This window comes from Escherichia sp. E.sYA108, assembly GCF_011754335.1.
GTDB lineage: Bacteria > Pseudomonadota > Gammaproteobacteria > Enterobacterales > Enterobacteriaceae > Escherichia > Escherichia coli.
Genome location: NZ_JAAQVZ010000001.1, coordinates 2,239,484 through 2,263,504, shown reverse-complemented (window position 1 = coordinate 2,263,504; position 24,021 = coordinate 2,239,484). Strand labels below are relative to the sequence as shown.

General features: G+C 50.5%; 28 protein-coding genes and 2 pseudogenes. 15 read left to right on the top strand and 15 right to left on the bottom strand.

The features are described from left to right. Positions 1 to 39: 39 nt before the first annotated feature. Complete coding sequence (locus HBM92_RS10580; RefSeq protein ID WP_000460707.1) at positions 40 to 486, top strand: DUF441 domain-containing protein; 447 nt, start codon at positions 40 to 42, stop codon at positions 484 to 486. Here the strand turns inward: HBM92_RS10580 and nimR are convergent. Beyond that, a complete protein-coding gene (nimR, locus tag HBM92_RS10575) occupies positions 443 to 1,264 on the bottom strand; it encodes a DNA-binding transcriptional regulator NimR (RefSeq protein ID WP_000972263.1) in 822 nt (273 codons plus the stop codon). The two genes, HBM92_RS10580 and nimR, sit on opposite strands and share 44 nt — an antisense overlap. Before the next feature lie 96 nt (positions 1,265 to 1,360). On the opposite strand from nimR, the gene nimT reads away from it, so the two are divergent. Beyond that, positions 1,361 to 2,542 (top strand): 2-nitroimidazole transporter, encoded by a 1,182-nt coding sequence (nimT, locus tag HBM92_RS10570; protein ID WP_000128510.1) that lies wholly within the window; start codon positions 1,361 to 1,363, stop codon positions 2,540 to 2,542. 54 nt (positions 2,543 to 2,596) lie between these two features. Further along, positions 2,597 to 2,944 (top strand): DUF488 domain-containing protein, encoded by a 348-nt coding sequence (locus HBM92_RS10565; RefSeq protein WP_001025381.1) that lies wholly within the window; start codon positions 2,597 to 2,599, stop codon positions 2,942 to 2,944. Positions 2,945 to 2,965: 21 nt separating this feature from the next. Here the strand turns inward: HBM92_RS10565 and yoaF are convergent, their stop codons facing one another. After that, on the bottom strand, positions 2,966 to 3,220 hold the full coding sequence (gene yoaF / locus HBM92_RS10560) for a DUF333 domain-containing lipoprotein YoaF (RefSeq protein ID WP_000691930.1): 255 nt from the start codon (positions 3,218 to 3,220) through the stop codon (positions 2,966 to 2,968). Between the two features lie 182 nt (positions 3,221 to 3,402). Here yoaF and dgcP point away from each other — a divergent pair, with 182 nt between their 5' ends. From dgcP to yoaJ, 3 genes are read left to right on the top strand one after another with little or no spacing between them, the layout of a single operon-like run. Next, the gene (gene dgcP, locus HBM92_RS10555; protein ID WP_001283456.1) at positions 3,403 to 4,428 is read left to right on the top strand and encodes a diguanylate cyclase DgcP; all 1,026 of its coding nucleotides are present in this window, start codon (positions 3,403 to 3,405) and stop codon (positions 4,426 to 4,428) included. Between the two features lie 32 nt (positions 4,429 to 4,460). Then, positions 4,461 to 4,559: a YoaK family small membrane protein gene (locus HBM92_RS10550; protein WP_001219350.1), complete on the top strand. Its 99-nt coding sequence runs from the start codon at positions 4,461 to 4,463 to the stop codon at positions 4,557 to 4,559. A 2-nt stretch (positions 4,560 to 4,561) separates the two neighbouring features. Further along, positions 4,562 to 4,636, top strand: coding sequence for a protein YoaJ (yoaJ, locus tag HBM92_RS10545; RefSeq protein ID WP_001386836.1), 75 nt, complete (start codon positions 4,562 to 4,564; stop codon positions 4,634 to 4,636). 59 nt (positions 4,637 to 4,695) lie between these two features. Here the strand turns inward: yoaJ and HBM92_RS10540 are convergent, their stop codons facing one another. The 5 genes and pseudogenes from HBM92_RS10540 to HBM92_RS25305 all read right to left on the bottom strand — a co-directional run. Next, the gene (locus tag HBM92_RS10540) at positions 4,696 to 4,944 is read right to left on the bottom strand and encodes a GlsB/YeaQ/YmgE family stress response membrane protein (protein WP_000512153.1); all 249 of its coding nucleotides are present in this window, start codon (positions 4,942 to 4,944) and stop codon (positions 4,696 to 4,698) included. A 147-nt stretch (positions 4,945 to 5,091) separates the two neighbouring features. Then, complete coding sequence (locus tag HBM92_RS10535) at positions 5,092 to 5,274, bottom strand: DUF1869 domain-containing protein (protein WP_000513737.1); 183 nt, start codon at positions 5,272 to 5,274, stop codon at positions 5,092 to 5,094. Positions 5,275 to 5,277: 3 nt separating this feature from the next. After that, positions 5,278 to 5,637 carry a DUF1971 domain-containing protein YeaR gene (yeaR, locus tag HBM92_RS10530; RefSeq protein WP_000939318.1) on the bottom strand — a complete coding sequence of 120 codons (360 nt, stop codon included), beginning with the start codon at positions 5,635 to 5,637 and terminating at the stop codon, positions 5,278 to 5,280. A gap of 172 nt (positions 5,638 to 5,809) precedes the next feature. Then, on the bottom strand, positions 5,810 to 6,448 hold the full coding sequence (gene leuE / locus HBM92_RS10525; protein ID WP_000457211.1) for a leucine efflux protein LeuE: 639 nt from the start codon (positions 6,446 to 6,448) through the stop codon (positions 5,810 to 5,812). A gap of 126 nt (positions 6,449 to 6,574) precedes the next feature. Further along, a pseudogene (locus HBM92_RS25305) lies at positions 6,575 to 6,742 on the bottom strand (LysR family transcriptional regulator); the annotation flags it as partial. Here HBM92_RS25305 and HBM92_RS25300 point away from each other — a divergent pair. After that, positions 6,743 to 6,898: pseudogene (locus HBM92_RS25300) on the top strand (tartrate dehydrogenase); the annotation flags it as partial. Positions 6,899 to 6,990: 92 nt separating this feature from the next. Here the strand turns inward: HBM92_RS25300 and rnd are convergent. From rnd to HBM92_RS10495, 5 genes are all read right to left on the bottom strand, one after another. Beyond that, a complete protein-coding gene (gene rnd, locus HBM92_RS10515; RefSeq protein ID WP_001296131.1) occupies positions 6,991 to 8,106 on the bottom strand; it encodes a ribonuclease D in 1,116 nt (371 codons plus the stop codon). An 81-nt stretch (positions 8,107 to 8,187) separates the two neighbouring features. Next, positions 8,188 to 9,873 carry a long-chain-fatty-acid--CoA ligase FadD gene (fadD, locus tag HBM92_RS10510; RefSeq protein WP_000758422.1) on the bottom strand — a complete coding sequence of 562 codons (1,686 nt, stop codon included), beginning with the start codon at positions 9,871 to 9,873 and terminating at the stop codon, positions 8,188 to 8,190. A 204-nt stretch (positions 9,874 to 10,077) separates the two neighbouring features. Further along, on the bottom strand, positions 10,078 to 10,659 hold the full coding sequence (gene yeaY, locus HBM92_RS10505) for a Slp family lipoprotein YeaY (RefSeq protein ID WP_000290576.1): 582 nt from the start codon (positions 10,657 to 10,659) through the stop codon (positions 10,078 to 10,080). A gap of 39 nt (positions 10,660 to 10,698) precedes the next feature. Further along, on the bottom strand, positions 10,699 to 11,394 hold the full coding sequence (gene tsaB, locus HBM92_RS10500) for a tRNA (adenosine(37)-N6)-threonylcarbamoyltransferase complex dimerization subunit type 1 TsaB (RefSeq protein WP_001220976.1): 696 nt from the start codon (positions 11,392 to 11,394) through the stop codon (positions 10,699 to 10,701). Between the two features lie 57 nt (positions 11,395 to 11,451). Then, a complete protein-coding gene (locus HBM92_RS10495; RefSeq protein ID WP_000128847.1) occupies positions 11,452 to 13,362 on the bottom strand; it encodes an ATP-dependent DNA helicase in 1,911 nt (636 codons plus the stop codon). A gap of 131 nt (positions 13,363 to 13,493) precedes the next feature. Between HBM92_RS10495 and HBM92_RS10490 the strand changes: the two genes are divergently transcribed. Further along, the gene (locus HBM92_RS10490) at positions 13,494 to 13,838 is read left to right on the top strand and encodes a RidA family protein (RefSeq protein ID WP_001295493.1); all 345 of its coding nucleotides are present in this window, start codon (positions 13,494 to 13,496) and stop codon (positions 13,836 to 13,838) included. A gap of 421 nt (positions 13,839 to 14,259) precedes the next feature. Further along, positions 14,260 to 14,559 (top strand): DUF1889 family protein, encoded by a 300-nt coding sequence (locus HBM92_RS10485; protein WP_001111997.1) that lies wholly within the window; start codon positions 14,260 to 14,262, stop codon positions 14,557 to 14,559. 119 nt (positions 14,560 to 14,678) lie between these two features. On the opposite strand, the gene HBM92_RS10480 is transcribed toward HBM92_RS10485, so the two are convergent. Continuing rightward, positions 14,679 to 14,858, bottom strand: coding sequence for a YoaH family protein (locus tag HBM92_RS10480; protein WP_000457334.1), 180 nt, complete (start codon positions 14,856 to 14,858; stop codon positions 14,679 to 14,681). Positions 14,859 to 14,931: 73 nt separating this feature from the next. Between HBM92_RS10480 and pabB the strand changes: the two genes are divergently transcribed. From pabB to HBM92_RS10460, 4 genes are all read left to right on the top strand, one after another. Continuing rightward, positions 14,932 to 16,293: an aminodeoxychorismate synthase component 1 gene (pabB, locus tag HBM92_RS10475; protein ID WP_000855013.1), complete on the top strand. Its 1,362-nt coding sequence runs from the start codon at positions 14,932 to 14,934 to the stop codon at positions 16,291 to 16,293. 3 nt (positions 16,294 to 16,296) lie between these two features. Further along, complete coding sequence (locus HBM92_RS10470) at positions 16,297 to 16,875, top strand: CoA pyrophosphatase (RefSeq protein WP_000456733.1); 579 nt, start codon at positions 16,297 to 16,299, stop codon at positions 16,873 to 16,875. 183 nt (positions 16,876 to 17,058) lie between these two features. Further along, on the top strand, positions 17,059 to 18,423 hold the full coding sequence (gene sdaA / locus HBM92_RS10465) for an L-serine ammonia-lyase (RefSeq protein WP_000624295.1): 1,365 nt from the start codon (positions 17,059 to 17,061) through the stop codon (positions 18,421 to 18,423). Positions 18,424 to 18,553: 130 nt separating this feature from the next. After that, a complete protein-coding gene (locus HBM92_RS10460) occupies positions 18,554 to 20,152 on the top strand; it encodes an EAL domain-containing protein (protein WP_001304300.1) in 1,599 nt (532 codons plus the stop codon). A gap of 3 nt (positions 20,153 to 20,155) precedes the next feature. Here the strand turns inward: HBM92_RS10460 and yoaE are convergent, their stop codons facing one another. Beyond that, positions 20,156 to 21,712 (bottom strand): CNNM family cation transport protein YoaE, encoded by a 1,557-nt coding sequence (gene yoaE / locus HBM92_RS10455; RefSeq protein ID WP_000394983.1) that lies wholly within the window; start codon positions 21,710 to 21,712, stop codon positions 20,156 to 20,158. After that, positions 21,700 to 21,858 carry a protein YoaL gene (locus HBM92_RS25595; RefSeq protein ID WP_001327808.1) on the bottom strand — a complete coding sequence of 53 codons (159 nt, stop codon included), beginning with the start codon at positions 21,856 to 21,858 and terminating at the stop codon, positions 21,700 to 21,702. Before HBM92_RS25595 ends, yoaE begins: the two co-directional genes overlap by 13 nt. Positions 21,859 to 22,174: 316 nt before the next feature. Here HBM92_RS25595 and manX point away from each other — a divergent pair, with 316 nt between their 5' ends. Next, positions 22,175 to 23,146: a PTS mannose transporter subunit IIAB gene (gene manX / locus HBM92_RS10450; RefSeq protein WP_000150543.1), complete on the top strand. Its 972-nt coding sequence runs from the start codon at positions 22,175 to 22,177 to the stop codon at positions 23,144 to 23,146. 62 nt (positions 23,147 to 23,208) lie between these two features. After that, complete coding sequence (gene manY / locus HBM92_RS10445; RefSeq protein WP_000406926.1) at positions 23,209 to 24,009, top strand: PTS mannose transporter subunit IIC; 801 nt, start codon at positions 23,209 to 23,211, stop codon at positions 24,007 to 24,009. The last annotated feature ends 12 nt before the right edge of the window (positions 24,010 to 24,021 follow it).

Genomic DNA, 24,021 nt, shown 5'->3' with positions numbered 1-24,021 from the left:
AAGTAAGCAGGCTTATTATTTTTTGGCAAGGAAACCACGATGTTTGATGTCACTTTGCTGATCCTGCTCGGGTTAGCTGCGCTGGGCTTTATCAGTCATAACACCACTGTCGCCGTTTCAATTCTGGTGTTAATCATTGTCCGCGTCACACCGTTAAGCACCTTTTTCCCGTGGATTGAAAAACAGGGGCTAAGTATCGGGATAATCATTCTGACGATTGGCGTTATGGCCCCCATCGCCAGCGGGACGCTACCGCCCTCAACCCTGATTCACTCGTTTCTGAACTGGAAATCGCTGGTGGCAATTGCAGTCGGCGTTATTGTCTCCTGGCTGGGTGGGCGCGGCGTGACGTTAATGGGCAGCCAGCCGCAACTGGTCGCCGGGCTGCTGGTAGGTACTGTTTTAGGCGTGGCGCTGTTTCGCGGCGTACCGGTCGGCCCGCTTATTGCCGCGGGTCTGGTTTCGCTGATTGTGGGGAAACAGTAGTTAATCCCGCAATATATCGGCCTGGCGTTTGTCCCAGGCCTTTCTTAAACATTGTAATAAAGGCCGTTGTTGAATCATACCCCAGCGTATGAGCAACTTTCTGTACAGTATCGCCTTTCACTAATCCCTGAAGCGCCATAATCAGCTGTAACTGCTGACGCCACTGGCGAAAACTCAACCCCGTCTCTTTCACTATCAGCCGGGCAAGATTGCGTTCACTCATCGCAAAAAAGCCAGCCCATTGCCCCAATGAGCCCCACTCGACGGGCTCTTTCGCCATCATCTCCACCATTGTGCGGATTTTAGGATGAGAAGAAACGGGCAGGTGCAGCTGTTGTTGTGGCTGCTGAGGGAGTTCATCAAACAGGACCTGAATTAATCTGCGGGTCATCGGCTCAGCACGCTGAGTCGTCGTCCTGTTTGCCAGGGTTAAAATTAATTCCCGGCATAAGGGCGATATTTTCAATGTGCAACATGTTGTCGGCATTGTCACTGCGCTGGGCTCGATAAACAGAAAACAGAGTTCAGCGTTAGCTGTCACTTGATTGCTATGTTTCACCCCGCCCGGTATCCAAACCGCATATTGTGGCGGCACCATCCACAAAGCATTTTCCACCGTACAGGTAATTGCACCATGTAGTGCCAGTATCAACTGCCCTTTGCGGTGCTGATGTACAGGACTGGTTAACTCATCCGTTCCGGCGTGAATACAAAATGCGACCGCGGCTTCATGGTGTCGGTCGGGTTCATAGCCATTGAGATTCAACCTGTGCATCATTTTGTCCGAATTTAGCGATATTTTGTCATTTTAGCTTGATTCAACATAACAATAAAAACGGTAAGGTACAGCCTCGTTTGTAACAATGAGAAGCATATGACCTGTTCAACTTCATTAAGCGGCAAAAACAGGATTGTCCTTATCGCTGGCATTCTGATGATTGCCACAACATTACGCGTCACCTTTACCGGCGCAGCACCGTTACTGGATACGATTCGTTCCGCTTACTCGCTAACGACGGCGCAAACCGGCTTATTGACCACCCTGCCATTATTAGCCTTTGCGCTGATCTCACCGCTGGCCGCCCCGGTGGCGCGACGTTTTGGTGTGGAACGTAGCCTGTTTGCCGCGTTACTTTTGATCTGTGCAGGTATCGCAATTCGCTCTCTCCCTTCGCCTTACTTATTATTTGGCGGTACAGCGGTCATTGGCGGTGGGATTGCATTAGGCAATGTCTTACTGCCAGGATTAATTAAACGCGATTTCCCTCATTCCGTCGCCAGACTTACCGGCGCATATTCCCTGACAATGGGAGCTGCGGCGGCACTGGGATCGGCGATGGTAGTGCCGCTGGCTTTGAACGGTTTTGGCTGGCAAGGCGCGTTGCTCATGCTGATGTGTTTTCCTCTGCTGGCTCTTTTTTTATGGCTGCCACAGTGGCGAAGTCAACAACATGCAAATTTGAGTACCTCACGCGCCTTACATACTCGGGGTATCTTGCGTTCGCCGCTTGCCTGGCAGGTAACATTGTTTCTTGGGATCAACTCACTGGTCTATTACGTGATTATTGGCTGGCTTCCGGCGATTCTCATCAGTCACGGCTATAGCGAAGCACAGGCGGGTTCACTGCATGGTTTGCTGCAACTAGCCACAGCAGCTCCCGGTTTGCTGATCCCACTTTTCTTACATCATATGAAAGATCAGCGTGGTATTGCAGCGTTCGTTGCCTTGATGTGCGCAGTGGGCGCGGTTGGGCTCTGCTTTATGCCAGCACACGCGATCACCTGGACTCTGCTTTTCGGTTTTGGTTCCGGCGCAACAATGATACTGGGGTTGACGTTCATTGGTCTGCGGGCAAGTTCTGCGCATCAGGCGGCGGCACTCTCGGGGATGGCACAATCCGTCGGGTATTTGCTGGCAGCCTGTGGGCCGCCGCTGATGGGTAAAATACACGATGCTAACGGTGACTGGTCCGTACCACTGCTGGGTGTTGCAATACTTTCACTACTGATGGCGATTTTCGGACTTTGCGCCGGGAGAGACAAAGAAATTCGCTAATATCCGGTGCTATAGTGACGTGACAAATCATGCGTGAAAGGGAGAACAAATACGATGAATATTCAGTGCAAACGCGTTTATGATCCGGCTGAACAGAGCGATGGTTATCGCGTACTGGTCGACCGCCTCTGGCCACGCGGTATCAAAAAAACCGATTTAGCCCTTGATGAATGGGATAAAGAAATCACGCCGTCAACGGAGCTGCGCAAAGCCTTTCACGGCGAAGTCGTCGATTTTGCAACCTTTCGCGAGCAATATCTTGCAGAACTGGCGCAACACGAGCAAGAAGGAAAGCGGCTGGCAGACATCGCCAAAAAACAGCCGCTGACCCTGCTCTACTCAGCAAAAAACACCACGCAGAACCATGCGCTGGTGCTGGCAGACTGGCTACGTAGCTTGTGATTTTAGTACAGCATCCGGCGGTTATTTTTCACCAGCCGGATGGTCCCGTCGCCACAATGCCCATTCATCAATCGTTTCACCGCCCGGTAATTTGCAATTGTTGCTGACCCCTTGCGCTGTCTGCACAGGAATGAGCGTCCCGCCCTTCTGCTGGCAATAGACCGACGCCGGATTTGCCATACCAATCTGCGGCGGTTTAGGTGCTTCTGGCTGAGAAGGGGTTGAACAACCAGCCAGGACCAGCAAGCAAGGCAGAACAAAACTGATAATTTTCATTTATTGATCTCACATATTTATCCAGGCTTAGAGTATCGCTGTATCGTTTTGTTTTGCAGCACTATTTTTATTACATTCACTCAAAACATATTACGCCTTGTTTCATCTTTGTTGATGATGTTTTATCATGCCTGCAAAGATTAAATTATCAGCATTTACCCGCCGTATCCTGGAGTTGTTTCGTGTCAGATCAGATTATCGCCCGCGTCTCGCAATCCCTTGCCAAAGAACAGTCACTGGAAAGTCTGGTTCGACAGCTTCTGGAGATGCTGGAAATGGTCACTGATATGGAGTCAACCTACCTGACCAAAGTGGATGTCGAAGCGCGCCTGCAGCATATAATGTTTGCCCGTAATAGCCAGAAAATGCACATCCCGGAGAATTTTACCGTCTCGTGGGATTACTCGTTATGCAAACGCGCCATTGATGAAAACTGCTTTTTCAGCGATGAAGTCCCTGACCGTTGGGGCGACTGTATTGCGGCACGCAATCTTGGCATCACCACATTTCTGAGCACGCCAATTCACTTACCGGATGGATCATTCTATGGCACGCTTTGCGCCGCCAGCAGTGAGAAGCGCCAGTGGAGTGAACGCGCGGAACAGGTCTTACAGTTATTCGCCGGACTGATTGCACAATATATTCAAAAAGAGGCACTGGTTGAACAGCTGCGCGAAGCTAATGCTGCGCTGATTGCGCAATCGTATACCGACTCGTTAACCGGGCTACCGAATCGGCGGGCGATTTTTGAAAATCTGACGACGCTGTTTTCTCTCGCCCGGCATCTTAACCATAAGATAATGATCGCGTTTATCGATCTGGATAACTTCAAATTAATCAATGATCGTTTTGGTCATAATAGTGGCGATCTGTTTCTCATTCAGGTTGGCGAGCGCCTTAATACGCTCCAGCAAAATGGCGAAGTTATTGGTCGTCTCGGCGGTGATGAGTTTTTGGTTGTTTCACTGAACAACGAGAATGCGGATATTTCGTCGCTGCGAGAACGTATTCAACAACAAATACGCGGAGAATATCACTTAGGTGATGTTGATTTGTATTATCCTGGTGCCAGTCTTGGCATAGTAGAAGTCGATCCTGAAACGACCGATGCAGACAGTGCCCTGCATGCTGCCGATATCGCGATGTATCAGGAGAAAAAACATAAACAGAAAACACCTTTTGTCACGCATTCAGCGCTACATTCCTGAGGCGTATTCACATCCTTTTGATTGGTGATAACATGCGAATCGGTATTATTTTTCCGGTTGTAATCTTTATTACAGCGGTCGTATTTTTAGCATGGTTTTTTATTGGCGGCTATGCTGCCCCGGGAGCATAAAGATGAAAAAAACAACGATTATTATGATGGGTGTGGCGATTATTGTCGTACTCGGCACTGAGCTGGGATGGTGGTAACGTCACATCTAAAAAAATAGCAAAGGCTGCCTGTGTGCAGCCTTTGTGCAATTTACGCGTTAACTTTTAATCTTCCTGTAGATAAATAGCACAACAATCGCACCAATAACGGCAACCACGAAGCTGCCAAAATTGAAGCCATCGACTTTACCAAAGCCAAACAGCGTGCTGATCCATCCGCCGACTACGGCACCGACTATCCCCAGCAGGATAGTCATAAAGAATCCACCACCATCTTTACCTGGCATGATCCACTTCGCCAGAATACCGGCAATAAGCCCAAAAATAATCCATGACAGAATGCCCATTGTTTCCTCACTTATCTGTTTTGCATTAGCGGGTTAGTCGCTGATAAAAAGCATAGCACAACATCGGGAGGGTAAGATTTGTGACGAGCATCACGGAGGAATTTTTTGCGATGGCGCAGAAATTGCGCCATCAACGATCAGTGATAATTACCAACCACAAACATCATGTTCGTTTTCCGTGTCATAAGAACGCACGGTATTCACCAGATCTTTTATCACTTCAGCCGCCACTTCTGGCACCAGCAAAGTCATCGGCGTCTCTGTTTCATAATCGACAGAAACGCCATTGCTGTTATTGGTGACGGTCACGGTATACGTTGCTTTGCCCATGATTCATTTCCCGTTATGAATGACTTTCCGTTGTTGCGTGCCTTCCATCAGGACTTCAGGAGCAACGAAGAAGTCAATGTTGAAATAAGTATCGTCAGTCATGGCTTCAATGTTGTGCCACTTTTCTGGAGGGAACACCGCAAACTGCCCCGCTTCGATAAGGATCACCTGATCAGGCTCTGCACTGTGTTCATCAGCGTAGCCGAGATATTTGACCGCCCCATGCATAACGGAAAGGCGTGGGTAAACCCCCGGGCGCGTTCCTTTATCAAGATGACGTTCGAATATTCCGGCAGGCGCAGTTTGTTTATTCCAGAAAGGCGTTGAGCGCGTATGAATATAATTCTGTGGGATTTGCAGCATCCTTTTCCCTCCTTCGGTGAATGCGCTGAAAACGGTTTATTCCAGCCGTTTCAGGGTACGCCTGATAATTTGCATTTTAAATACCATTTATTGGTTACTTTTTAGCACCGGATCAGAGAAGAATCAGGGAGGATTACAGGTGGGAAGCCCGCGGCAACGCGGGCTGAAAGCATCAGGATTGCAGCGTCGCCAGTCGGGCGGCGAAACCCACGAACATCAAACCAATCAGTGAGTTGCCCACTTTAGCCAGTTTCTTTTTGGTACGTATGTACTGCGTGACAAAAGCCCCAGAAATAATCAGGAAGCTCAAATAGCAGAAACTCACCAGTTCCAGCGTCGTCGCCAGAATAAAGAATGAAATTCCCGTATGTGGGGCATTAACATCGATAAACTGTACGAAAAACGACACATAGAACAAAATGGCTTTCGGATTAGTCAGGCTCAAAATTAACGCGCGTTTAAAAATGGCACCGTATTGGGGCTCATCGGATTTGGTCTCGCTATTTTTACCTTTCAGGGTCGCGTAGAGAATTTTACTCCCCAGATAGAGCAAATAAAACGCACCAAGATAACGTACGATGTTGAATAATATCGGGGTGGTCTTAATTAATGTCGCCACTCCAGCCCATGCCAGAAACATCAATACCGCATCGCCAATAAATACACCACAGGCCGCAAGATAACCGCCTTTCATACCGCTACTGACGCTATTTTTGAGTACAAACAGGGTATTTGGCCCTGGCACCAACACAATAAAAATGGCCCCAACCAGATAGGTCCAGTAATTCAGAACCCCGTATTCAGCGAACACATTAACCTCTTTAATTATCTTTCGATCATGCGCGATTAAAGGTGAATATGCTAACCAATCTGTAGCGGCTTAGAAAGGAGAAAATCAGGTTTTAACCCGATATCAACCCGATAATTGAATCATTAATCAGGCCTGCTCCAGTGAAAAATTCGGGTAGTGCTCGGCAAAATACTGGCGTAAAAATTCTACCGTTATCCGCACTTTCGCTGACGTCGACAGCTTTGAAACATAAACGGCCCAGACATTCGCTGGCTGGTAATATTCCGGTAGCACTTGTACTAAATGACCACTGGCGGGAAACAGCCTGGCGACATCGATTTTTACGTGGTCCGGAAAAACACCGAAGGCGAATATTCCTCGCCAGGCGGTAGAGTAAATGAAGGAACAGAGAATGAAGTCGTCATTCAGGAATCGGTATTTACTCGTCGTGGTGTCGAGCGCATTTTGCGTTAAGCTCAAATAAGTTCATTTGAACCGCCTGCTGTTGGATTTGTAGTTTGCCGAAGCCGGACTGAGCGCGCCCAGTCCGGCTTCGGAAGATTTTACTGTGGATATTCCTGCAATAAATTGTGTAATGCTTCCGCCATCAGCTCACCACGCCAGCCGGAAATCAGCTCCGGCAAATTGTTCTGCGGTTTCAGTTTCCAGTGCCAGTTCAGCAATTGGTTGATTTGCCGACGCGATGCCAGCAATTCGGCGCTGATCTTGTGCGTTTCGCTGACGTCAGTAATCAGCGACTTAATCGCTTTAAACGCTTTACGATAACCCGGCATGTCCATCAGGTTAAGCATCGGCTGCGGTAAGGCCTCTTCCGGCAATGCCTGCGCTTTTTCCACCAGCGCCAGCAACGTTTTACCGTGGAAGCGGATTTCGCTACCGGATAAGCCCAGGCTGTCCAGTTCGCCCAGACTTCCCGGCATATAACGCGCTACCGACCACAAATGCTCTTCACGCACGACAAAGTTCACCGCCAGATCGCGCTCTCGCGCCTTGCGCAATCGCCAGTCGGCTAACAGTTGCAGACAGGCCAGTTGGCGTGTGCGTAATTGCCAGGCATTGGTGATATCACGCCAGGCGTCTTCCGGCGCAACGACTTCCTGACGACGCATTTGCATCAGGCGGCATTCATCCAGCGCCGCAGGTAGCCAGCCGGAGGCCTCCGTTTCTACCATAAGCTTTGCGGTGATCGGTAACAGATACCAGACATCCGCCGCTGCGTATTCACACTGACGTTCGGTCAGCGGTCTGGCCAGCCAGTCGGTGCGCGATTCACTCTTGTCCAGCGTAACGCCGGAATACTCTTCCACCATGGAAGCGAAACCCCATGACATCGGGCGTCCGCAGAAGGCAGCAAGGATTTGCGTGTCAATCAAGGGTTGTGGTAATTCGCCAAAGACATTGAGGAACACTTCCAGATCTTCACTGCCTGCATGAAGAAATTTTGTGATGGACGGATCGCGCAGGATCGCTTTCAGCGGTGACCAGTCGGTGATCCCGAGAGGATCAATTAGCGCCAGATGCTCACCATCAAAAAGTTGAATTAAACCCAGCTGCGGGTAATAAGTGCGCGTACGAACAAATTCAGTATCCAGGGCTATCGCCGGAAAGGCACGGACGGCTTCACACAAAGAAGCCAGCGCATCGTCCGTGGTAATCATTTGGTAATTCAAATTGTATTCTCTTTAGTGGGCGTCAAAAAAAACGCCGGATTAACCGGCGTCTGACGACTGACTTAACGCTCAGGCTTTATTGTCCACTTTGCCGCGCGCTTCGTCACGTAATTCTCGTCGCAAAATTTTTCCGACGTTAGATTTCGGTAACTCATCACGAAACTCCACCAGCTTCGGTACTTTGTAGCCCGTGAGCTGACGGCGGCAAAAGGTCACCAGTGACTCTTCGGTAAGCGATGGATCTTTTTTCACTACGAAGATTTTCACCGCTTCACCACTGGAGCCGGAAGGTACGCCAACAGCCGCGACTTCCTGTACGCCAGGATGCTGCATGACGACATCTTCAATCTCGTTGGGATAAACGTTAAAACCGGAAACCAGAATCATGTCTTTTTTACGATCGACAATGCGCAGGAATCCTTCTTCATCCATCACCGCGATGTCGCCGGTGTGTAACCAGCCATTTTTGATGATTTCATCGGTAGCATCCGGACGCTGCCAGTAACCCAGCATCACCTGCGGTCCTTTGACACAAAGCTCACCTGGTTGACCAGGTGGTACTTCATTATCATCATCATCCACCAGTTTGGCTTCCGTCGACGGCACCGGTAAACCGATGCTACCACTATGATAATCAATATCATACGGGTTAACGCTGACCAGCGGCGCGCACTCGGTCAGGCCATAACCTTCCAGCAGATACTGTCCAGTCAGTTTAACCCAACGTTCTGCAACCACTTGCTGAACAGGCATCCCACCGCCTGCGGAAAGATGCAGACTGGAGAAATCCAGCTGCTGGAACTCTTTATTGTTCAGCAACGCATTGAACAAGGTGTTAACGCCAGTGATAGCGGTAAACGGATATTTCGCTAACTCTTTTACCAGCCCTGGAATATCGCGCGGGTTAGTGATAAGCAGGTTCTGCCCCCCCAGTTCGATAAACAGCAGGCAGTTAATGGTCAGTGCAAAAATGTGATACAGCGGCAGCGCCGTCACCACCAGCTCTTTGCCCGGATGCAACAGCGGACCATAGGTCGCGTTAACCTGTTCCAGGTTCGCCAGCATATTGCGGTGAGTCAGCATCGCGCCTTTCGCCACACCAGTGGTGCCGCCGGTGTATTGCAGGAAAGCTAAATCTTCCGGCACCAGTTCTGGTTTGACGTACTGCATCCGGTAGCCGTTGTGCAGGGCGCTACGAAATGAAATGGCATCTGGCAGATGGTATTTCGGCACCAGACGCTTGATGTATTTAACAACGAAATTGACTACCGTGCCTTTTGCCGTAGATAGCTGATCGCCCATACGGGTCAGAATAACGTGCTGAACGGCGGTTTTATCAACCACTTTTTCCAGAGTGTGGGCAAAGTTAGACACGATAACAATCGCCGATGCGCCGCTATCGTTAAGCTGATGCTCAAGCTCACGCGGGGTATACAACGGGTTAACGTTTACGACGATCATCCCGGCACGCAAAATGCCAAACAGCGCCACCGGATATTGCAATAAGTTAGGCATCATCAACGCAACGCGATCGCCTTTCTTCAGCCCCAACCCTTGTTGCAAATAAGCGGCAAACGCGCGACTGCGTTCTTCCAGTTTGCGGAAGGTCATCACCTCCCCCATATTCACAAACGCGGGTTGATCGGCGTAGCGCGCGACCGACTGCTCAAACATATCTACCAGAGATTGATAACGGTCAGGGTTGATCTCCGTCGGAACGTCCGCGGGATAACGGTTAAGCCAAACCTTCTTCAATTCTTCACCTCTAAAATGCGCGTTCGTCGTCATCGCAACCCCAAGTGATAAACATACTGTTAACATAATATTAACTCATCTTACCAGCTTGATAATTACCCAAGGAAAAGGTTGCGAAGCGCGTCACTATTTATTTTTATCTTTACCGTAAGAATGCAGAAACAGCGGACCGGCCGCTGTTTCTTTTTCTTTAAAAACAAGCAATTATTCAGTTACAACTGTTTGTACTCTCGCGGGGCCGGGATTATACCAGCCCCATCCGCCGTAGCCATAGGGCCAGCCACGACCGCCATAAAACCATGGATCAATCGGCTGAGGCGGCATAATCACCTGCTGGGTTAAATGCCAACGTTTGTAACCCGTTACTTGCATCACCATAAATTTATAGGGCGTATTACCGATTTTGCCGTCAACCGCACCGGTGATTGGCCCGACTACCGTCACCAGTTGTCCGCGGAAATCCACCGGGTCCAGAAAACCGTTCACATCGGCATAAATGCGACCGCGAGAAGGTTCTCCCAGCGTCGGTCTGGCTCCGCTGTCCAGTGGTACGGTGGCAATTTCCAGGCGTGTTTTCCCTTGCTGGTTTTGTACCGCAACCACTTTGCCGCCAAAGCGAGCCTCCTGACCAACGTACAGCTGCGGCGCACTCATCACCCGAACTAAATCTTGTTGCGGCGTGGGACTGCTGCCTTTAATGGCGTCTGGCACAGTAACACAACCGCTCAGCATTAGCGCAAACGTACCTGCCAGTATGCCTTTGATAACATTCTTTTGAACCGCCATGATGCGACTCCTTTTTTTCTCAGGGCATACTCTTAAGATTCATTCTTTGCCCGGAAGTTTCTTCCATGCGACGTTGTTACGTAAATAAACTGGTTCAGCATGTTCCACCGCCACCGTTTTACCCTCGGCAAACATCTGGCACGCAATCGGCAGCATATCTTCTGCAGCGGGCAGTAACACTTCGCCATCGAGCAAAACCAGCCCGCTCTCTTTACCGAGATCCGGCCAGGCTTGCCAGCCCGTCCCTACTGTCACCCATTCGCCGGAAAGCTGTTGCATTCGTTCATGAACGAGTTCGGGTTTGAGTACGGCTTCGGTTTCTTCACCGTGCCAGATACCGTTTTCATCACGCTGATATTCGGCCCAGTAAACTTCGCCCATTCGCGCGTCAATAGCTGCCAGCACGCGGGTTGCGCCGTTTTTGCGCCACGCCCCTTGCGCCATCGTCATTAGCGTGGAGACGCCAATCATCGGCAGCTCTGCGCCAAGTGCCAGCCCTTGCGCAATGCCAATACCAATGCGCACGCCGGTGAAGCTACCGGGGCCGCGCCCGTAAGCCAGAGCGTTTATGTCAGTCAGGGAAGTTCCGCTGGTGGTCAGGATATCCTGCACCATCGGTAAGATTCGTTGAGTATGTTCACGAGGGCAAAGCTCAAAATGAGCGTTGACAGTACCGTCGTTCCACAGGGCGACAGAGCAGGCCTCTGTCGCGGTATCGATAGCCAGAATTCGCATGGGTCTTCGTGCTTAGATCAATAAAAAGGCGCGCATCATACCATACTCCGTAACAAATTACCTGGAGGATGGTATCGCAAGGAAACGAACCGCACGGGCAATGTCACGGGTGCGCGGCGCTGGCGGCAGACTGGCGAGAAACGTCGCGCCGTAAGGGCGCATCACCAGCCGATTATCGCAAATCACCAGCACGCCGCGATCGTCGGCGTCGCGAATCAATCGCCCTACCCCCTGCTTGAGAGTAATGACCGCATCCGGCAGTTGTACTTCATCGAACGGATCACCACCGCGCAAACGGCAATCTTCCATGCGTGCTTTTAATAGTGGATCATCCGGCGAGGTAAACGGCAATTTGTCGATAATCACCAATGACAATGTATCGCCACGCACGTCCACCCCTTCCCAGAAACTGCTGGTTGCCACAAGAAGCGCGTTACCGGCGCTGACAAATTGCTGCAACAGTTGCCCTTTGCTGGTTTCCCCCTGCAACAAAACGGGAAGCGTCATGGTAGCGCGGAACTGCTCGGCCAGATCGCGCATCATGGCGTGCGAGGTACAAAGCATAAAACAACGACCGTTGTTAGCTTCGATGATCGGTCGCAGCATTGCCGCCAGTTGCCGTGCGGAACCCGGTTGATTGGTTTGCGGCAGGTTGCGCGGCACACAGAGTAACGCCTGGCGGCTGTAATCGAAGGGGCTGGGTAACAGCAACGACTCTGCCTGTTCAATGCCAAGCCGCGAGGTGAAATGATGCAGATCGTCGTTCACCGACAGCGTTGCTGAGGTAAAGATCCAGCTACCGGGTTTTTGCGCCATTAACTCTTTGAATTTATCCGCCACGCTGAGCGGCGTGAGAGCCAGAGTAAAATGGCGCGAAGTGCATTCGTACCAGTAGCTGTAACCCGGCTGATTAATCTCTTTTAGCCGTTTGAGTCGCGTGCGATATAACGTGGCGCGTTCAAATGCCGCATCCAGCAAGGCGGAACGCCCCAGCGAAAGTTTCGCCACGTCATAACAAAGTTCCAGGGTGTCATCGAGCAGTAAAAATGCCCGCTGAATTTGCGGATTAGCTAACAGCTCACGCAGGTTACCGCGATAACCTGGCTCACCGAGTTGCAGGCGAAAATCCTGCGCACTCTGGGCAAGACGGTCCGCGCACTTTTGTAACTGCTGGGTGTCTTTTAATTCGGTGCGGTAGGCGATGGTGATGTCTTTTGCCAGGTCGAGCAGTTGTCGACTGGAGAGTGACTGACCAAAATACTGGCTGGCAATGTCGGGCAGCTGGTGGGCTTCGTCGAAGATCATGACGTCCGCTTCCGGGATCAATTCGCCAAAACCGCTCTCTTTCACCACCATATCCGCCAGAAACAGATGATGATTCACCACCACCACATCGGCGTCCATCGCTTTTTTGCGTGCTTTGACCACAAAGCAATCTTTATACATCGGGCAGTCACTGCCGAGGCAGTTATCGTTGGTGCTGGTGACCAGCGGCCACGCCTGTGAATCTTCCGCCACGCTGACGCAGGTGCTGATATCGCCATCGACTGTTTGATTAGACCAGGAGCGCAGCAGGATCACATCGCTTAAGATTTGTACCGGCAGATCGCCCCCCGCCAGCGCCTGCTGTTCGAGACGTTCGAGGCAGAGGTAGTTTGAGCGCCCTTTCAGCAGCGCCACATTGCCCGTGTATTTCAATGCCTTTGAGACCGTTGGCAAATCGCGGCTGTAGAGCTGATCCTGCAACGCTTTTGAGCCGGTCGAGATTATGACTTTCTTTTTCGCCCGCAGCGCAGGGGCCAGGTAAGCGTAGGTTTTGCCCGTACCGGTTCCTGCTTCCACCACCAGCGGCTGGCCTTTTTCTATCGCCTGGGTGACGGCTACCGCCATCTGTCGCTGTGGCTCTCGCGGCTTAAAGCCGGGTATCGCTTTCGCTAACTGACCGTCTGGTGCAAAATCGTCCGTCACACTACCCCCTGTTGATTTGAACAGGGATTATGTCAGGATGAGGGCGCTTTCGCCAGTTGAAGTGGTGACGGCGACTTCACATTGTGGCAGTCTTTGCAGCACGAAAATGGAAGTATAATGAGGACAAAATGATGACTATCGTTCGTATCGATGCCGAAGCCCGCTGGTCTGATGTGGTAATCCACAACAACACGCTCTACTACACTGGTGTACCGGAAAACCTCGACGCCGATGCCTTTGAGCAAACCGCCAACACGCTGGCGCAGATTGACGCCGTGCTGGAAAAACAGGGCAGCAATAAATCGAGCATTCTGGATGCCACCATTTTCCTGGCCGATAAAAACGACTTCGCGGCGATGAATAAAGCGTGGGATGCCTGGGTTGTCGCGGGTCATGCGCCGGTGCGCTGCACGGTACAAGCAGGTTTGATGAACCCGAAGTATAAAGTTGAAATTAAGATTGTGGCTGCGGTGTAAGCTTTATCGAAGCAAAATAAGTCAGACGATAATTTATCGACAATACTGGTCGGTTTTGCATAAATCGACCAGAGATTAAGATATTACAGTTGATGCTCCTGCTAATTCATTATTTATTTTTATAATTTCAATTTTATCTATAAAACTAACTATATAAATAAACATAATCATGCCGTTATGTTCGCCCTTCGATTAGCATCTCTGGTTTTCTTTCTTACCTGAACAATCTGGTTATAGCGTGAGGACTGACCATTAATTTTCTCCATCTTACTGGATAACACACCATGAGCTGCTACCTTTAAAACACCTGAATGTCAACAGGTTAACTCGTGCCATATCGTTATAATCCCTTTGATATTAGATGCAAATTAAGGTCATATATAGCCTTATCGATAACATGGTTAATTTTAAGGATAAGAATATGCCTGCTGTAATAGATAAAGCCCTGGATTTCATTGGTGCCATGGATGTATCAGCACCAACACCAAGTTCGATGAATGAAAGTACGGCGAAGGGAATCTTTAAATATTTAAAAGAACTGGGAGTACCCGCGAGTGCCGCTGATATTACGACGCGAGCTGACCTGGAAGGCTGGAACCCGGGGTTCACGGAAAAAATGGTTGGATGGGCAAAAAAAATGGAGTCTGGTGAACGCATTGTGATTAAAAATCCTGAATACTTTTCAACATATATGCAGGAAGAACTAAAAGCACTGGTCTAAGTTAAATTTACATCAGCATAAATGGGTCAGGACGCTTTTAATCACATATGAAAAGCGTCCTTTTTCTCACAATCAAATAACCATCGGCTTCTATAACGAAAGCGATACGGATAAGTGTGTTACTCGTCTTCATCCTCAAAACGCGCCACGATTCGCTCGCCGGAATGGTTGGCACGCAGCTCTTCTGCCACCAGCGCGATTGCCTGGCCGCTGCTCATCCCTTGAGCCATCAGTTCCTGGATCCGCTCGACGGCTTTTTGCTGCTGTTCATGGGTGAGTGAAGGTAAACCTGCAAACATTGTTAACTCCTGCTAAATTGTTGGCGCTAATTATTTCATGCTACCCGGCACATAGCCAGTAGAGTCAGGACTGATGAAGACGTTATCTCCCGCTGTGATTACTTTACCCTGGCGTCAGGACGCCGCTGAATTTTATTTCTCCCGCTTAAGCCACCTGCCGTGGGCGATGCTTTTACACTCCGGCTATGCCGATCATCCATATAGCCGCTTTGATATTGTGGTCGCCGAGCCGATTTGCACTTTAACCACTTTCGGTAAAGAAACCGTTGTTAGTGAAAGCGAAAAACGCACAACGACCACTGATGACCCGCTACAGGTGCTCCAGCAGGTGCTGGATCGCGCAGACATTCGCCCAGCGCATAACGAAGATTTGCCATTTCAGGGCGGCGCGCTGGGGTTGTTTGGCTACGATCTGGGCCGCCGTTTTGAGTCACTGCCAGAAATTGCACAGCAAGATATCGTTCTGCCGGATATGGCTGTGGGTATCTACGACTGGGCGCTGGTTGTTGACCACCAGCGTCAAACAGTTTCTTTGCTGAGTCATAATGATGTCAATGCTCGTCGGGCCTGGCTGGAAAGCCAGCAATTCTCGCCGCAGGAAGATTTCACGCTCACTTCCGACTGGCAATCCAATATGACCCGCGAGCAGTACGGCGAAAAATTTCGCCAGGTACAGGAATATCTGCACAGCGGTGATTGCTATCAGGTGAATCTCGCCCAGCGTTTTCATGCGACCTATTCTGGCGATGAATGGCAGGCATTCCTTCAGCTTAATCAGGCCAACCGCGCGCCATTTAGCGCTTTTTTACGTCTTGAACAGAGTGCAATTTTAAGCCTTTCGCCAGAGCGGTTTATTCTTTGTGATAATAGTGAAATCCAGACCCGCCCGATTAAAGGCACGCTACCACGCCTGCCCGATCCTCAGGAAGATAGCAAACAAGCAGAAAAACTGGCGAACTCAGCGAAAGATCGTGCCGAAAATCTGATGATTGTCGATTTAATGCGTAATGATATCGGTCGTGTTGCCGTAGCAGGTTCGGTAAAAGTACCAGAGCTGTTCGTGGTGGAACCCTTCCCTGCCGTGCATCATCTGGTCAGCACCATAACGGCGCAACTACCAGAACAGTTACACGCCAGCGATCTGCTGCGCGCGGCTTTTCCTGGTGGCTCAATAACCGGGGCTCCGAAAGTACGGGCTATGGAAATTATCGACGAACTGGAACCGCAGCGACGCAATGCCTGGTGCGGCAGCATTGGCTATTTGAGCTTTTGCGGCAACATGGACACCAGCATTACTATCCGCACGCTGACTGCCATTAACGGACAAATTTACTGCTCTGCGGGGGGTGGAATTGTCGCCGATAGCCAGGAAGAAGCGGAATATCAGGAAACTTTTGATAAAGTTAATAAGATATTACGCCAACTGGAGAAGTAAGACGTGGAATACCGTAGCCTGACGCTTGATGATTTTTTATCGCGCTTTCAACTTTTGCGCCCGCAAATTAACCGGGAAACCCTAAATCATCGTCAGGCTGCCGTGTTAATCCCCATCGTCCGTCGACCGCAACCGGGGTTGTTGCTGACTCAGCGTTCGATTCATCTGCGTAAACACGCCGGACAAGTGGCATTCCCTGGAGGTGCAGTCGATGACACGGACACATCCGTTATCGCCGCCGCGCTGCGCGAAGCTGAAGAAGAGGTCGCTATACCGCCTTCTGCCGTTGAAGTTATTGGCGTGCTGCCGCCCGTCGATAGCGTAACTGGCTACCAGGTAACCCCGGTGGTCGGCATTATCCCGCCCGATCTGCCGTATCGCGCCAGTGAAGATGAAGTCTCGGCGGTCTTTGAAATGCCGCTCGCCCAGGCATTACATCTGGGTCGTTATCACCCTTTAGATATCTACCGCCGTGGCGATTCACATCGGGTATGGCTGTCCTGGTACGAACAGTATTTTGTATGGGGAATGACCGCAGGCATAATTCGTGAGCTGGCGCTGCAAATTGGTGTGAAACCCTGACTATACTTATCTTTACATCTACAAAACACTACTTGAGACAATCATCGCAATATTAGTTAAATCGCGGTTTTTGATTAGTTTAATTCATGTGAATAGTTAAGCCTGTCGCCGCGTTCCCTCTTACACTATGCGCTGTTATTAGTTCGTTACTGGAAGTCCAGTCACCTTGTCAGGAGTATTATCGTGATTAGTCTATTCGACATGTTTAAGGTGGGGATTGGTCCCTCATCTTCCCATACCGTAGGGCCTATGAAGGCGGGTAAACAGTTCGTCGATGATCTGGTCGAAAAAGGCTTACTGGATAGCGTTACTCGCGTTGCCGTGGACGTTTATGGTTCACTGTCGCTGACGGGTAAAGGCCACCACACCGATATCGCCATTATTATGGGTCTTGCAGGTAACGAACCTGCCACCGTGGATATCGACAGTATTCCCGGTTTTATTCGCGACGTAGAAGAGCGCGAACGTCTGCTGCTGGCACAGGGACGGCATGAAGTGGATTTCCCGCGCGACAACGGGATGCGTTTTCATAACGGTAACCTGCCGCTGCATGAAAACGGTATGCAAATCCACGCCTATAACGGCGATGAAGTCGTCTACAGCAAAACTTATTATTCCATCGGCGGCGGTTTTATCGTCGATGAAGAACACTTTGGTCAGGATGCTGCCAACGAAGTGAGCGTGCCGTATCCGTTCAAATCTGCCACCGAACTGCTCGCGTACTGTAATGAAACCGGCTTTTCGCTGTCTGGTCTCGCTATGCAAAACGAACTGGCGCTGCACAGCAAGAAAGAGATCGACGAGTATTTCGCGCATGTCTGGCAAACCATGCAGGCATGTATCGATCGCGGGATGAATACCGAAGGCGTACTGCCAGGCCCGTTGCGCGTGCCACGTCGTGCGTCGGCCCTGCGCCGGATGCTGGTTTCCAGCGATAAACTGTCTAACGATCCGATGAATGTCATTGACTGGGTAAACATGTTTGCGCTGGCAGTTAACGAAGAAAACGCCGCCGGTGGCCGTGTGGTAACTGCGCCAACTAACGGTGCCTGCGGTATCGTTCCGGCAGTGCTGGCTTACTATGACCACTTTATTGAATCAGTTAGCCCGGACATCTATACCCGTTACTTTATGGCAGCGGGCGCGATTGGTGCACTGTATAAAATGAACGCGTCTATTTCCGGTGCGGAAGTCGGTTGCCAGGGCGAAGTAGGTGTTGCCTGTTCAATGGCTGCTGCGGGCCTTGCCGAGCTGTTGGGCGGTAGCCCGGAACAGGTTTGTGTGGCAGCGGAAATTGGCATGGAGCACAACCTCGGTCTGACCTGCGACCCCGTTGCAGGGCAAGTTCAGGTGCCGTGCATTGAACGTAATGCCATTGCCTCTGTGAAGGCGATTAACGCCGCACGGATGGCTCTGCGCCGCACCAGTGCACCGCGCGTCTCGCTGGATAAGGTCATCGAAACGATGTACGAAACCGGTAAGGACATGAACGCTAAATACCGCGAAACCTCACGCGGTGGTCTGGCAATCAAAGTCCAGTGTGACTAATACTTCTTACTCGCCCATCTGCAACGGATGGGCGAATTTATTCCCGCTTTCTCGTCTGCTGTAATTTTCCCCACTACACTTCCACTGTTGCGTCAGGCGTTTGTCGCCATACGCTTACAGGGTGGCCCGCATGCAAAAAGCACAACGGATCATTAAAACCTATCGCCGTAATCGAATGATTGTTTGTACGATTTGCGCACTCGTTACGCTCGCTTCGACCCTGAGCGTGCGATTTATTTCACAGCGTAACTTAAATCAACAACGGGTAGTACAATTCGCCAATCACGCTGTAGAGGAATTAGATAAAGTACTGCTTCCCCTACAGGCAGGTAGCGAAGTCTTGCTTCCGCTGATTGGTCTGCCCTGCTCTGTCACCCATTTGCCATTACGTAAACAGGCTGCAAAACTCCAAACTGTGCGATCCATTGGCCTGGTGCAAGACGGCACACTTTATTGCTCCAGCATTTTTGGTTATCGCAATGTGCCCGTCGTGGACATTCTGGCTGAACTTCCTGCACCGCAACCACTTTTACGACTGACGACCGACCGTGCCCTGATAAAAGGCAGTCCGGTTTTGATTCAATGGACGCCTGCAGCGGGCAGTAGCAATGCTGGGGTCATGGAGATGATTAACATCGACTTACTGACGGCAATGCTCCTTGAACCACAACTGCCGCAAATCAGTAGCGCCAGCCTGACGGTGGACAGTCGGCATTTGCTCTATGGTAATGGGCTGGTAGATTCCCTTCCGCAACCTGAAAATAATGAAAACTATCAGGTTTCTTCGCAACGCTTTCCTTTTACCATTAACGTTAATGGCCCGGGGGCTACGGCGCTGGCATGGCACTATCTTCCAACACAATTACCGCTGGCGGTACTGCTAAGTTTACTGGTGGGCTACATCGCCTGGCTGGCGACCGCTTACCGAATGAGCTTTTCCCGCGAGATCAATCTGGGCCTGGCGCAACATGAGTTCGAATTGTTCTGTCAGCCTTTGCTTAATGCGCGCAGCCAGCAATGTATTGGTGTAGAGATTTTGCTGCGCTGGAACAATCCGCGTCAGGGCTGGATTTCACCGGATGTGTTTATTCCTATCGCGGAAGAACATCATTTAATTGTGCCACTAACCCGCTATGTGATGGCAGAAACCATTCGTCAGCGCCATGTTTTCCCAATGAGTAGTCAGTTTCATGTTGGCATTAACGTCGCACCCAGTCATTTTCGCCGTGGTGTGCTGATAAAAGATCTCAATCAGTACTGGTTTAGCGCTCACCCGATTCAGCAACTGATCCTCGAAATCACCGAACGCGATGCCTTACTGGATGTTGATTATCGGATTGCCCGCGAGCTGCATCGTAAAAACGTCAAACTGGCGATTGATGACTTCGGCACCGGCAACAGTTCGTTTTCCTGGCTTGAAACATTACGTCCTGACGTGCTGAAAATTGATAAGTCATTTACCGCAGCTATAGGTTCTGACGCGGTTAACTCGACGGTGACCGATATCATCATCGCACTGGCGCAAAGACTGAATATTGAACTGGTGGCGGAGGGCGTAGAAACGCAAGAACAGGCGAAGTATTTGCGCAGTCATGGCGTGCATATTTTGCAAGGGTATTTGTACGCACAGCCGATGCCGCTACGTGATTTTCCCAAATGGCTGGCGGGCAGCCAACCGCCGCCCGCCCGGCATAATGGACATATCACCCCCATTATGCCGTTACGTTAACGCTTACTCATCTTCATCGTGCGCCGGTTGCTCTTTAACAATGCGAACCAGATCAACACGATAATCATTGGCTTCAATGATGGTGATATGCAGTGGCCCTACATCAATCACATCGCCCACACGGGGAATGTGACCATTTGCCGAAATCACGAGGCCCGCGACCGTCGCGATATCATCGTCATCGGCAAGGTGCTCAACATCAAGCGCCTGCTGCAAGGCATGCAAATCTGTACCGCCTTTTACCAGCCAGCCGTCACCGTCGGTAATGATTTCCGGCGTTTCGTCAGCGTCCGGGAATTCACCCGCAATGGCTTCAAGCACATCCAGCGGCGTGACCAGACCTTGTACCACACCAAACTCGTTGGTCACGATAACAAAGCTCCCGCGAGCACGACGCAGCACGCCCAGCAGGTTGATCGGATCGAGGGTTTCCGGGACGATAATCGCCGGAGACGCCGAAGCTATCGCCGCCACATCAACTCCCTCTTCCAGCGCCACCAGCAGTTCTTTAGCACGTACGATGCCGATAATTTCATCCAGTTCACCGCGACATACCGGGAACAAACTGTGCGGTGAGGAGAGCAGCTGCTCGCGGATTTCATCGACCCCGAGATTAGCATCAACCCAGCTTATTTCACCGCGCGGCGTCATGATCCCGCGCAGAGAACGCGACGCCAGCGTCAGTACGCCGTTAATCATGTAACGTTCTTCTTCGGCAAACGCACCTTCCGGGATCGGCATCGGCATCGGGTTATCGGCATCGTGCTGAACATTGGCCTGACGTTTCCCGCCCATCAAACGGAGAATCGCATCGGCAGTACGCGCTCGCAGCGGCAAAGTCGACTGGTGACGAATAAAGTTGCGACGCGCAATCTGGTTAAACACTTCGATGATGATCGAGAAGCCAATCGCGGCATACAGGTAACCTTTCGGAATGTGGAAACCGAAACCTTCTGCCACCAGACTCAGACCAATCATTAACAGGAAGCTCAGACAGAGCACCACCACCGTGGGGTGCTGGTTAACGAATCGCGTCAGCGGTTTTGATGCCAGCAGCATAACCGCCATCGCAATCACTACCGCCGCCATCATCACCGGCAAATGGTTAACCATCCCTACTGCAGTAATTACCGCATCCAACGAGAAGACGGCGTCAAGGATGACAATCTGTGTGACGACCACCCAGAAACTGGCGTAGCCTTTACCGTGGCCGGAATCATGATCGCGGTTTTCCAGCCGTTCATGCAGTTCAGTTGTTGCTTTGAACAGCAAGAATATGCCCCCGAACAACATAATCAGGTCGCGTCCGGAGAAGGAGAAATCCATGACGGTAAATAGCGGTTTGGTCAGCGTGACCATCCATGAAATCAGCGACAGCAGCCCCAGACGCATAATCAGCGCCAGTGATAATCCCAGCAAACGCGCTTTATCGCGTTGTTTTGGCGGCAGTTTGTCAGCAAGAATGGCGATGAAGACCAGGTTATCGATACCCAGCACAATTTCGAGAACAACAAGCGTGAGTAGCCCCGCCCAAATCGAGGGGTCCATTAAGAATTCCATGACAAGCTCCTGCTTAAGGAATAGCTATTCGACGCCAGAAATAATGCAGGCGTAACGACAAAATGCAAACGAAAGGTGCGGCATAAAGTGCCAGAAAGACAGGCGTTAAAAGGCCTGATGCTGAAATGACGTCGGTGACGATCCATACTGCGGGCTACTGCCCTATACTCCATGGTTGTTAAACAGGAGTTAAACATATCAGAGACGCCTCTGATTTGGCAAAGATTTACCTTCCTTTGCAAACGAATGTGACAAGGATATTTTACCTTTCGAAATTTCTGCTAATCGAAAGTTAAATTACGGATCTTCATCACATAAAATAATTTTTTCGATATCTAAAATAAATCGCGAAACGCAGGGGTTTTTGGTTGTAGCCCTTATCTGAATCGATTCGATTGTGGACGACGATTCAAAAATACATCTGGCACGTTGAGGTGTTAACGATAATAAAGGAGGTAGCAAGTGACCATTGCTATTGTTATAGGCACACATGGTTGGGCTGCAGAGCAGTTGCTTAAAACGGCAGAAATGCTGTTAGGCGAGCAGGAAAACGTCGGCTGGATCGATTTCGTTCCAGGTGAAAATGCCGAAACGCTGATTGAAAAGTACAACGCTCAGTTGGCAAAACTCGACACCACTAAAGGCGTGCTGTTTCTCGTTGATACATGGGGAGGCAGCCCGTTCAATGCTGCCAGCCGCATTGTCGTCGACAAAGAGCATTATGAAGTCATTGCAGGCGTTAACATTCCAATGCTCGTGGAAACGTTAATGGCCCGTGATGATGACCCAAGCTTTGATGAACTGGTGGCGCTGGCAGTAGAAACAGGCCGTGAAGGCGTGAAAGCACTGAAAGCCAAACCGGTTGAAAAAGCCGCGCCAGCACCCGCTGCCGCAGCACCAAAAGCGGCTCCAACTCCGGCAAAACCAATGGGACCAAACGACTACATGGTTATTGGCCTTGCTCGTATCGACGACCGTCTGATTCACGGTCAGGTCGCCACCCGCTGGACCAAAGAAACCAATGTCTCCCGTATTATTGTTGTTAGTGATGAAGTGGCTGCGGATACCGTTCGTAAGACACTGCTCACCCAGGTTGCACCTCCGGGCGTAACAGCACACGTAGTTGATGTTGCCAAAATGATTCGCGTCTACAACAACCCGAAATATGCTGGCGAACGCGTAATGCTGTTATTTACCAACCCAACAGATGTAGAGCGTCTCGTTGAAGGCGGCGTGAAAATCACCTCTGTTAACGTCGGTGGTATGGCATTCCGTCAGGGTAAAACCCAGGTGAATAACGCGGTTTCGGTTGATGAAAAAGATATCGAGGCGTTCAAGAAACTGAATGCGCGCGGTATTGAGCTGGAAGTCCGTAAGGTTTCCACCGATCCGAAACTGAAAATGATGGATCTGATCAGCAAAATCGATAAGTAACGTATTGTGTTGATTATCACTCAGTTTTCACACTTAAGTCTTACGTAAACAGGAGAAGTACAATGGAGATTACCACTCTTCAAATTGTGCTGGTATTTATCGTAGCCTGTATCGCAGGTATGGGATCAATCCTCGATGAATTTCAGTTTCACCGTCCGCTAATCGCGTGTACCCTGGTGGGTATCGTTCTTGGCGATATGAAAACCGGTATTATTATCGGTGGTACGCTGGAAATGATCGCGCTGGGCTGGATGAACATCGGTGCTGCAGTTGCGCCTGACGCCGCTCTGGCTTCCATCATTTCTACTATTCTGGTTATCGCAGGTCATCAGAGCATTGGTGCAGGTATCGCACTGGCAATCCCTCTGGCCGCTGCGGGCCAGGTACTGACCATCATCGTTCGTACTATCACCGTTGCTTTCCAGCACGCTGCGGATAAGGCTGCTGATAACGGCAACCTGACAGCGATTTCCTGGATCCACGTTTCTTCTCTGTTCCTGCAAGCAATGCGTGTGGCTATTCCGGCCGTCATCGTTGCCCTGTCTGTTGGTACCAGCGAAGTCCAGAACATGCTGAATGCGATTCCGGAAGTGGTGACCAATGGTCTGAATATCGCCGGTGGCATGATCGTGGTGGTTGGTTATGCGATGGTTATCAACATGATGCGTGCTGGCTACCTGATGCCGTTCTTCTACCTCGGCTTCGTAACCGCAGCATTCACCAACTTTAACCTGGTTGCTCTGGGTGTGATTGGTACTGTTATGGCAGTGCTCTACATCCAACTTAGCCCGAAATACAACCGCGTAGCCGGTGCGCCTGCTCAGGCAGCTGGTAACAACGATCTCGATAACGAACTGGACTAACAGGTGAGCGAA